The organism is Asticcacaulis sp. (assembly GCF_020217185.1).
In the GTDB taxonomy this organism is placed as follows: Bacteria; Pseudomonadota; Alphaproteobacteria; order Caulobacterales; family Caulobacteraceae; genus Asticcacaulis.
The window spans coordinates 1-10,000 of sequence record NZ_JAIWNX010000281.1; the positions used below are offsets into that span (position 1 = coordinate 1).

General features: G+C 63.1%; 9 protein-coding genes. 2 read left to right on the forward strand and 7 right to left on the reverse strand.

Annotated elements, in window-relative coordinates; genetic code table 11:
- The 4 genes from LDL37_RS14335 to LDL37_RS14350 all read right to left on the reverse strand — a co-directional run.
- Positions 1-1,406 (reverse strand): bifunctional 2-methylcitrate dehydratase/aconitate hydratase (locus LDL37_RS14335; protein WP_290799503.1); only part of this gene is annotated, 1,406 nt, incomplete at its 3' end.
- A gap of 185 nt (positions 1,407-1,591) precedes the next feature.
- Positions 1,592-2,767 carry a 2-methylcitrate synthase gene (gene prpC, locus LDL37_RS14340; protein ID WP_290799504.1) on the reverse strand — a complete coding sequence of 392 codons (1,176 nt, stop codon included), beginning with the start codon at positions 2,765-2,767 and terminating at the stop codon, positions 1,592-1,594.
- Positions 2,768-2,782: 15 nt separating this feature from the next.
- Entirely contained in the window at positions 2,783-3,661 is an 879-nt protein-coding gene (prpB, locus tag LDL37_RS14345; RefSeq protein ID WP_290799505.1) for a methylisocitrate lyase, read from the reverse strand.
- Positions 3,658-4,818: a thiolase domain-containing protein gene (locus LDL37_RS14350; protein ID WP_290799506.1), complete on the reverse strand. Its 1,161-nt coding sequence runs from the start codon at positions 4,816-4,818 to the stop codon at positions 3,658-3,660. The genes prpB and LDL37_RS14350 overlap by 4 nt, the downstream gene beginning before the upstream one ends.
- Positions 4,819-4,995: 177 nt before the next feature.
- On the opposite strand from LDL37_RS14350, the gene LDL37_RS14355 reads away from it, so the two are divergent.
- The gene (locus LDL37_RS14355; protein ID WP_290799507.1) at positions 4,996-5,763 is read left to right on the forward strand and encodes a YafY family protein; all 768 of its coding nucleotides are present in this window, start codon (positions 4,996-4,998) and stop codon (positions 5,761-5,763) included.
- A gap of 23 nt (positions 5,764-5,786) precedes the next feature.
- On the opposite strand, the gene LDL37_RS14360 is transcribed toward LDL37_RS14355, so the two are convergent.
- From LDL37_RS14360 to LDL37_RS14370, 3 genes are all read right to left on the reverse strand, one after another.
- Positions 5,787-7,001 carry a glycoside hydrolase family 27 protein gene (locus LDL37_RS14360; RefSeq protein ID WP_290799508.1) on the reverse strand — a complete coding sequence of 405 codons (1,215 nt, stop codon included), beginning with the start codon at positions 6,999-7,001 and terminating at the stop codon, positions 5,787-5,789.
- A 79-nt stretch (positions 7,002-7,080) separates the two neighbouring features.
- Entirely contained in the window at positions 7,081-7,842 is a 762-nt protein-coding gene (locus LDL37_RS14365; RefSeq protein ID WP_290799509.1) for an RNA methyltransferase, read from the reverse strand.
- Positions 7,832-8,974 carry a mechanosensitive ion channel domain-containing protein gene (locus LDL37_RS14370; RefSeq protein WP_290799510.1) on the reverse strand — a complete coding sequence of 381 codons (1,143 nt, stop codon included), beginning with the start codon at positions 8,972-8,974 and terminating at the stop codon, positions 7,832-7,834. Before LDL37_RS14370 ends, LDL37_RS14365 begins: the two co-directional genes overlap by 11 nt.
- Before the next feature lie 178 nt (positions 8,975-9,152).
- Between LDL37_RS14370 and LDL37_RS14375 the strand changes: the two genes are divergently transcribed.
- Positions 9,153-10,000: glutamine synthetase family protein (locus LDL37_RS14375; RefSeq protein WP_290799511.1), on the forward strand; the 848-nt coding region annotated here is incomplete at its 3' end.

The window sequence follows — 10,000 nt, forward strand, 5'->3', positions numbered from 1 at the left end:
AGCGCCTGCTGATCGAGGCTGAGGTCGAAAATGGCCTGCTGCTGCTTTTTGGGGAAGCGGCGGTTGAGATTGGTGCGGAACTTGGCCTCCAGCAGCGGGATGCCTTCCTTGCGGCGGCGTTTGTGGCCGATGGGGTATTCTACCACGATCTCCTCCCACACTGTGCCGTCGTTGAGCGTGACAGTCACCGCATTGGCGATCGAGCGTTTGTCCGGGTCGTGATAGTCTTTGGTGAACTGCGGGTCTTCGGTGCAGATGATCTTGTCACGCAGCGCGTCAATACGCGCGTCCTGCGCCACCTCGTCCTCATAGTCCGCCGCCGTCAGACGCCCGAACAGGATGGGCACGGCCATCATGTACTGGATGCAGTGGTCGCGGTCGGCCGGGTTATGCAGCGGTCCCTTCTTGTCGATGATGCGCACACAGGCCTCATGGGTGCGCACGTCGATGCGCGCGATGTCGTCCGGAGACACGCCTTTGGCCCGCAGTTCCTGATGCACGCGCATGGCCGCTTCGACGGCGGTTTGCGAATGGAACTCCGCCGGGTAGCTGATCTTGAACAGCACGTGCTCCATTACATAGCTGCCGTAGGGGCGCTGGAAGCTGAACGGCTTGCCCTTGAAGGACACGTCGTAAAAGCCCCACACCGGCGCGGTCAGGGCCGAGGGGTAGCCCATCTCACCCTTCTGCACCATCAAAGCCAGCCGCACGGCACGGCTGGTGGCGTCGCCTGCCGCCCACGACTTGCGCGAGCCGGTATTGGGCGCGTGGCGATAGGTGCGCAAGCTCTGCCCATCGACAAAGGCCAGCGACACAGCGTCGATGATCTCCTCGCGCGTCAGGCCCAGCATCCCGGCCAGCACCGCCGTCGAGGCGACCTTGACGAGGATGACGTGATCGAGACCCACGCGATTGAAGCTGTTGTCCAGCGCCAGTACACCCTGAATCTCATGCGCCTTAATCATAGCGGTCAGGACGTCGCGCATAGTCAGCGGTGCCTTGCCCGCCGCCACGCGATTGCGCGATATCCAGTCGGCAACGGCCAGAATGCCGCCCAGATTATCCGACGGGTGCCCCCATTCCGCCGCCAGCCAGGTGTCGTTGAAATCGAGCCAGCGGATCATCGCCCCGATATTGAAGGCCGCCTGTATGGGGTCGAGCTGGAACTGGGTGCCGGGGACTTTGGCACCATTGGGCACGGTGGTGCCCGGCACGATAGGCCCCAAAAGCTTGGTGCAGGCGGGATAGTCCAGCGCCTCCAGCCCGCAGCCCAGCGTGTCGATCAGGCAGTTGCGCGCCGTTTCATAGGCGAGGTCGGAGTGGATTTTATAGTTCAGCACGTAGTCGGCGATATCGACAAACACGCTGTCGGGTTCAGGGCGGATATTGGGGATATGTGTGGACATGGTTTCTTCTTTCTTCTCCCTTGTCGCGCCGCGATGGGGAGGGCCGGGCGGCCAGTGCCAGACTGCGAAGCGGTGACGGGGGCTGACTGTGAAGATCGAGTGCGCTGGATTTTGGGGCGTTATCCCCCTCCGTCTGCTCACTTCGTTCGCAGCCACCTCCCCATCGCTACGCGACAGGGAGGAGGTTATTGCCGGTCTTCGATCCTGACGAAGGCGCGGTCTTCGGGGCCGGTATAGTTGGCGCTGGGGCGAATGATCTTGCCGTCGATGCGCTGCTCAATCACGTGCGCCGACCAGCCGGCGGTGCGCGCTATGGCAAACAGCGGCGTGAACATGGCCGTCGGCACCCCCATGCGGTGGTAGGAGACGGCGGAGAACCAGTCGAGATTGGGGAACATCTTTTTGACCTCCCACATCACCCGCTCCAGCCGCTCGGCTATGGCGTACATTTTCAGCGAACTCTGCTCGACGCTAAGGTCGTGGGCGACCTGTTTGATCACCACATTGCGCGGGTCGGAGACCGTATAGACCGGGTGGCCAAAGCCGATCACCACCTCCTTGCGTTCGACGCGGGCGCGGATGTCGGCCTCGGCCTCGTCCGGGGTGGCGTAGCGCTTCTGGATTTCAAAGGCCACCTCATTGGCCCCGCCGTGCTTGGGCCCGCGCAGCGCGCCAATGGCCCCGGCAATGCACGAATACATGTCCGAGCCCGTCCCGGCGATCACGCGCCCGGCAAAGGTCGAAGCGTTGAACTCATGCTCGGCATAAAGGATCAGCGAAATGTGCATGGCCTTCACCCAGCTCTCGCGCGGTTTTTCGCCGTGCAGCAGGTGCAGGAAGTGCCCGCCGATGGAGTCGTCGTCCGTCTCGACCTCGATGCGCTTGCCATTGTGGCTGTAGTGATACCAGTAGAGCAGCATCGACCCCAGAGACGCCATCAGCTTATCGGCAATGTCGCGGGCCGAAGGCGCATTGTGGTCGTCCTTTTCCGGCGCCAGACAGCCCAGCAGCGACACGCCGGTGCGCATCACATCCATCGGGTGCGCCGAGGGCGGTATCTGCTCCAGCACCGACTTCAGGCTGACCGGCAGGCCACGTAGGGCGCGCAGCTTGCTCTTATAGGCCGCCAGCTCCGCAACGGTCGGCAGGGTGCCGTGCACCAGCAGGTACGCCACCTCCTCGAACTCGCACGTCTGGGCCAGGTCGAGAATATCGTAGCCGCGATAGGCCAGATCATTCCCCGTGCGCCCCACCGTGCACAGGGCGGTATTACCCGCCGCCATACCCGACAGGGCGACCGACTTTTTGGGTTTGAAGGCGGTGGTCGCCTCCCCTTTGGGTAACTCGCTGACGGCATTCATGGGTGTTCCCTCCGGTTATTTGTTTTTATTGAACATCGCATCGAGGCGCTGTTCGTAGTCGTAATAGTCGATGCGCTGATACAGCTCGTCGCGCGTCTGCATCAGGTCCAGCACAGTCTTCTGATGGCCGTCGCGGCGGATGGCCTCATAGACGGTCTCGGCGGCCTTGTTCATGGCGCGGAAGGCCGACAGGGGATAGAGCTGAATGGCCACGCCGGCAGAGGCCAGTTCCTCGCGCGTAAACAGCGGCGTCTTGCCGAACTCGGTAATATTGGCCAGCACCGGCACCTTTACGGCGGCAGTAAAGCGGCGATAGGTGTCAAGATCATAGGCGGCTTCGGCAAAAATCCCGTCCGCCCCGGCTTCGACGCAGGCCAGCGCCCGCTCAATCGCCGCATCGACCCCGTCCACCGCAATGGCGTCGGTGCGGGCGATCAGGAAGAAGTCCGGATCGGTCTTGGCACTGGCGGCGGCCTTGACGCGATCAACCATTTCCGCGACCGACACGATCTCCTTGCCCGGCCGGTGACCGCAGCGCTTGGCCCCTACCTGATCCTCGATATGGCAGGCGGCGGCCCCCGCCTTGATCAGGGCCTTGACCGTGCGCTCGATATTGAAGGCCGAGGGGCCAAAGCCCGTGTCGATATCGACCATCAGCGGCAGGTCGCACACATCGGTGATGCGCCGCACGTCGATCAGCACGTCCTCAAGGCCGCTGATCCCCAGATCGGGCATCCCCAGCGACCCTGCCGCTACGCCACCGCCGCTGAGGTAGATGGCGCGGTAACCGGCGCGTTTGGCCAAAAGCGCGTGGTTGGCATTGATCGCGCCGATGACCTGCAACGGGCTTTCGGCCTTGAGCACCGCACGAAATCGGGCACCGGGTGAGGTCATGACAGTCTCTCCAGAATACTCACATAGTTGGCGACCGCACCGCCGCCCATATTGAAGGCCAGACCGAGCTTCGGGTCAGGCAGCTGCATCTCGCCCGCCTCCGCACACAGTTGCCGCGCGGCGATGACATGCATGGAAACGCCCGTGGCCCCGACCGGATGGCCCTTGGCCTTCAGCCCACCGGACATATTGGTGGGGCACCGCCCCTGACGACCCGTGCCTCCGGCGATGATAAACTCTGCCCCCTGCCCTTTGGGGGCCAGCCCCATGGCTTCGGCGACCAGCAGTTCGGCGATGGTGAAACAGTCGTGGACCTCGGCAAAGCTGAGGTCAGACACCGAGACGCCCGCCTGCGCATAGGCGCGCTCAAAGGCCAGACGCGGGCCGGTAAAGTCGGTCATGTCCTTGGCCGACAAGGGCAGCAGGTCATTGACCTGAACCGCGGCGCGGAAACCGACGGCGCGGCGGAAGTCTGTGGCCCGGTTGACGCGGGTCAGGACGATGGCCGCCGCCCCGTCCGACACCAGCGAACAATCGGTCATTTTCAGGGGGTCGGAAATCAGCGGGTTCTTTTCGGACACCGTGGCGCAGAATTCGACCGACAGCGGCTTTTTGAGCTGCGCCAATGGATTGCTGAGCGCCGCCTGATGGTTTTTGGCGGCGATATGCGCCATGGCCAGGGTCGGATCGCCGTAGCGTTCGCCATAGGCGCGGGCAAAGCGGGCAAAGATGTCGGGGAAGGACAGGCCGGCCTCTTCGGCCTGATAGCTGGCGGCCCCCAGAGCGCGGGTCACGCCCGCCCCGTCGAGCGCCGTCATTTTTTCGGCCCCGACGACCAGCGCCGTGTTTATGCGCCCCGAGGCAATGGCGTCCATCGCCGCATAGAGCGCCGCCGATCCCGACGCACAGGCGTTTTCCAGCCGCGTGGCGGGTGTGTAGCGCAGGCCTTCATCGGCCCCCAGCACCATCGAGGCGCAAAAACCGTCGGGCGTCAGACCGGCATTGTATAGCCCCAGAAACACCGCATCGACGTCGGCTCCGCTGATCCCGGCGTCGCTGAGCGCCTCACGCGCCGCCGTCTGAATGAGCGCTTCGAGCGACAGGTCCAGCCGTCCGAACGGCGTATGACCCCAGCCGACAATGGCCGCTGCGTGCATGATGTGGGCTCCCTTTTTTAGGTCGCAACCGCTTCTGCGTCGGTTGCTGATGCAACAAGGCGTAAACCCTTGCCGCAGCGGGAGTCAATGCAGGCGCCGGACACGTTTTCGGGACTGAAAAAACGCGCGTTCACCGATACATGCTGCAATTTTTTGGCAGCATGTTACACTCGCCACATGAAGACCGCCGACCGCCACGCCGCCCTGCTCGAAGCCTTGCGCGAACACAGCGCCCCCGTCAGCGGACGCGCCCTGTCCGCCAAGCTGGGGACGTCGCTACGCACGCTGTACCGCGACATCGCCGCTTTGCAGGCGCAAGGGGCCCCCATCGAAGGCGCGCCGGGCATCGGCTATGTGCTGAAACCGGCCTATCGCCTGCCGCCGCTGATGCTGTCGCCGGAAGAGATCGAAGCCCTGATCACCGGGGCCTTGTGGGTCGCCGATCGCGCCGAACCGCGCTTAGGCGAAGCGGCACAAGGCCTGATTCAGGCCCTAAGCCCGCACCTGCCCGCTGCCATCCGTGACGACCTGACGCAGCGCGGCCTGCTGGTCGGGCGTGGTCTGGCCGTGCCCGAAGCCCATATCGACCCGGCCCTGATCCGATCGGCCATTCGTTCGGAACGCTGCGTTTATATGAGCTATATCGACCTCAAGGGCACGGTCAGCGAACGCACCGTCTGGCCCATCGCGCTCGGCTTCTTCGACCACCTGCGCATACTGGTGGTGTGGTGCGAACTGAAACAGGCGTTTCGGCACTTCCGTACCGAACGCATACTGAGCTGGAAGCCGCTCGACATCCCCTTCCCGCGCCGCCGCGCCGCGCTCTTGAAGGCGTGGCGCGACACGCTGCGCGAGGGCGAGGTGATGATGCCGGAACAGTCCAACCGCAACATGGTGACAGGTTTTGGCAGCATGTCCGATGAAACCGAGGGCGAAAGCGCCTGATCTAGCCGTTCACAAACGTGTGATCAAATGATCGGCGTCAAACGCACCATGATCACGCCGTGCGACGCCACGGTGCCGCCAAAGCGTGCCTTGACGTTCTTCGTCACCTTTTTGGACCACAGATCCTTGACCTGAACCTTCAGACCGGCAGGCAGGTTGAGCTGTTCCCAGGTGACGCTCATCTCCGCCGGCGCAGCTCCGCGGTTGAACAGCACCACCGCCTGATCGCCGCCTTTCAGCGGACGCGCCCAGATTTCGAGGTCGCCCTCTTTCCAGATGCGCTTGGCCTGCTGCCCCAGCGGGTCCTGATCGACGGCGATGACGTCTTTATTGGTCAGGATGCGCAGCGTATCGGCGTCCATAGTGGACAGGTCGTTCCCGGCGATCAGCGGCGCGGCCAGCATGGCCCACAGCGAGAAATGCGACTCGTATTCGGTCGTCGTCATACCGCCATTGCCGACTTCGAGCATGTCGGGATCGTTCCAGCGGTTCGGGCCGGAATAGCGCCACAGGTCCACCTGCTTGTCGAGGATGTTGACCATGCCGATCGAATAGCCCTTCTTTCCCTCCCAGGCGTCATAGATGTCGCCGGTGGTGCGCCACAGGTGGCCGATGGGCGCGGCCCAGCGCTGCGGATAGTTGTCGCCCCACTCGCAGATCGACAGGACGATATCGCGCCCGGACTCGCGCAGCGCCTTGGCCATGATGGTATAGGCCGCTTCGGCATCGCGCGTGCCCGTGTAGCACCAGTCGTATTTCAGATAATCGACGCCCCATCGGGCGTATTGCCGGGCGTCCTGAAACTCATGCCCGGCACTGCCCGGACGGCCGCCGCAGGTCAGCGAACCGGCGTCAGAATAAAGACCAAACTTCAATCCCTTGCTGTGCACATAGTCGATCAGGGCCTTCATGCCGGACGGAAAGCGCTCCAGATTGACCTGAATATTGCCGTCGGCATCGCGGCTTTTCTGCCAGCAATCGTCGATGACGATATACTGATAGCCCGCGTCCTTGAGGCCCGACGCCGCCATGGCATCGGCCTGCTTGCGCACGATGTCCTCGGTGATATTGCAGGCGTATTTGTTCCAGGAATTCCACCCCATAGGCGGGGTGGGCAGCAGGTTGGGTTTCGGCGCTTCCAGCTTCAGCGTCTCATGCGCCTGCGCGGTGGCCACACCGCCCCCCAGACACAGACTCACACTCAGGCCAGCGGCCAGCAACCAGGCGGTCGTTTTCATTTTCAGCTCCCTCTATTGTTTTCGCCCATTAAATATATCAATTTTATTTAATCAAGCGCTTTTGTGTGACAATACCACATCACGCGCGGAAGCGATACAGCACAATGCCACTGGTGGTCGCCACATTGAGGCTGTCGAAGCCGCCGTGCATGTCGATACGCACGGTCTGACACGCCGCCATAAGCGCCGCCGGCAGGCCCGGCCCTTCGGCCCCGAACAGCACGGCGGAGCGCGGCGCAGGGGTTACCTCTTCCAGAGTCACGGCTCCAGACGGGCTTAGGGCATAGGGAGTCAGGCCCAGCTCATTCAGCGTGCCCACCATATCGTCCGTGCGATAATGCGGCACCTCAAGCGCACCGCCGACGCTGACGCGGATCGCCTTGCGGTACAGGGGATCGCAGCAGGTGGTATCGAGCAACACCGCATCGACGCCAAAGGCCGCCGCATTGCGCATCAGCCCGCCCATATTGTCGGTATTGGCGATGCCTTGCAGGGCCAGAACGCGCGCCGTGGCGCCACTCACCCGCTCGGCCAGCGACTGTTTCGGGGCATAGCGCCCCAGCGCCAGATAGCCGCGATGGATAGGAAAGCCCGCCACCTGATCCATCACCCCTTGCGGCACCACATAGACCGGCGCGTCGGGCAAGGACGCCAGTCCGCCCAGACGCTCCGGCGTCGTCAGGACACTGACCGTCTCGGCCACCGGCGAAGTGAACAGACGCTCCAGCACCACCTTGCCCTCGGCCATGAACAGGCTCTGCCTACCCGTAAGATCACGGTCCTTCACATCGCGGTACAGTTCAAGGCGAGGGTCGTCGGGGTCGGTTATCTCAAACAGCATGGGTCACAGGCGCGGCAGAGTCGGCAGGATGGCGGATATCGGGCTTTACGGCCTTATCCGGCATCGCGCCACCCTCTTCGATGCGCGCCCGCGTTTTGGGCAGGGCTTCGGGGTAGTGGGTGCTGAGGAAGGCGATCATGTTTTCGCGCACATAGCAGCGCAGGTCGAAGGCGGTGGGTGAGTCGGCGGCGCTGACCAGAATGCGGATCTTGACCACCTGCGGATGGGCCTCGGTCAGTTGCACCACCTGCACCTGCCCGTCCCACAGGTCGGTACGCGCCAGAAGGTCCGTAAGGTGCGCGCGCAAGGCCTCCACCGGCACGCTATAGTCGGTATAAAGCTCCACCGTGCCGATCAGGCTGGCCGAGGTGCGCGTCCAGTTCTGGAACGGCTTTTCGATGAAATAGCTGATCGGCAGGACCAGCCGCCGCAGGTCCCACAGGCGCACCACCACGTAGGTCAGGGTGATATCCTCGATCCAGCCCCACTCGCCTTCGACCACCACGGCGTCTTCCAGCCGGATGGGCTGGGTCAGGGCGATCTGAATACCGGCCAGCAGATTGCCCAAAGTCTTCTGCGCCGCAAAGCCGATGACGATGCCCGCCACCCCGGCCGATGCCAGAAGGCTGACGCCCAGACCGCGCAACTCATCAAACAGCAGGAAGATGGCCGCCAGAGTCAGCAGGACCAGCAGAAAGGTCGCCAGCCGCCGCGCCAGAGTGATCTGCGTATGGACGCGCCGCGCCTTGAGATTGTCCTTCACCGTGATGTCGTAACGCCGCGACACGCTGGCCGTCACGATGTCGATGCCACACAGGGCCAGCCAGTAGATGAGCAGGATGGTCAGGAACTTGGTGAGTGTTACGAAGGCTTCGACGTGCACCGCGTCGGGCCACACCACGCGCACGGCAATCGCCTCCGCCAGCAAAGGCCACACCGTGTAGAGCGGTTTTTTCAGCCGGTTGACGTCAAAGCGATAAAGTGCCGTCAGGTGCCGTCGGGCCCGCCAGCGCGCGAAGCCCATGATCATAAAGGCGACGGCCAGAGCCGCGACACCGGCCATGACGGCCACGCTGACCACCCCGACCCATACGGGCAGGCCGGTGAACACGTCCCGGATATCAAAGCGCATGCGGTCATCCTCCGAGGCTCGACAAACGCCCGAAATTGTGATCACAATTTGAGCACGGCCTGATGGAGGGTTGCCAAAACCGCGCGACCCGCGCCATCATGATCGCACCCAACCGGGGCCCGGATCAAAAATCCATGCGTCAGTCTCTGCCGTCAGGGCCTCATTCCACAGGTGACCCATGAAATCGAAGTCCAAACGTCCGCAGTCCGGCTTTTCCAAGCGCGGGGCCGCCGACGTCTCCGAAGCCGCCGGCTGGCTGGCCGAGCAGAATATCGAAGAGATCGAGTGCATGGTGCCGGACCTGGCCGGGGTGGCGCGCGGCAAGATCATGCCGGTGCGCAAATTCCTGACCACCGCGGCGATGAACCTGCCCCTGTCGATCTTCTATCAGACCATTACCGGTGACTTCCCCGATCTGGAGGGTATTGTCGGCACGGTGCAGTCCGATACCGACATCTTCCTGCGTCCGGATTTTCGCACGCTCGCTGCCGTGCCGTGGGCGACCGACCCGACGGCACAGATCATCCACGACGCCTTCCATCCTGATGGCCGCCCGGTCGAGGAAAGCCCGCGTCAGGTGCTGCGCCGCGTCATCAGTCTCTATCACGAAAAGGGCTGGAAGCCGGTCATCGCGCCGGAACTGGAATTTTACCTCGTCGAAAAGAATATTGACCCGGACTATGCGCTGAAACCGCCGGTGGGCCGCTCAGGCCGTCCGGAAACCGGGCGTCAGGGCTATTCCATCTCGGCGGTCAATGAGTTCGACGGCCTGTTCGAGGACATGTACGAATATTCGGAGGCACAAGGATTAGAGATCGACACCCTGATCCACGAATCGGGCGTAGCGCAGATGGAGATCAACCTGCGCCACGGCGATCCGCTGGAGCTGGCCGATCAGGTCTTCATGTTCAAGCGCACCATCAAGGAAACGGCGCTGGAGCACGACATCTACGCCACCTTCATGGCCAAGCCGATGGCCATGGAGCCAGGCTCGGCCATGCACATCCACCAGTCGATCGTGGACAG

Coding starts and splice junctions, on each gene's coding strand:
- prpC (WP_290799504.1), bottom strand. CDS start 2,767: ATGAATGCCGTCAGCGAGTTACCCAAAGGGGAGGCGACCACCGCCTTC.
- LDL37_RS14360 (WP_290799508.1), bottom strand. CDS start 7,001: ATGAAAACGACCGCCTGGTTGCTGGCCGCTGGCCTGAGTGTGAGTCTG.
- LDL37_RS14350 (WP_290799506.1), bottom strand. CDS start 4,818: ATGCACGCAGCGGCCATTGTCGGCTGGGGTCATACGCCGTTCGGACGG.
- prpB (WP_290799505.1), bottom strand. CDS start 3,661: ATGACCTCACCCGGTGCCCGATTTCGTGCGGTGCTCAAGGCCGAAAGC.
- LDL37_RS14355 (WP_290799507.1), top strand. CDS start 4,996: ATGAAGACCGCCGACCGCCACGCCGCCCTGCTCGAAGCCTTGCGCGAA.
- LDL37_RS14365 (WP_290799509.1), bottom strand. CDS start 7,842: ATGCTGTTTGAGATAACCGACCCCGACGACCCTCGCCTTGAACTGTAC.
- LDL37_RS14370 (WP_290799510.1), bottom strand. CDS start 8,974: ATGCGCTTTGATATCCGGGACGTGTTCACCGGCCTGCCCGTATGGGTC.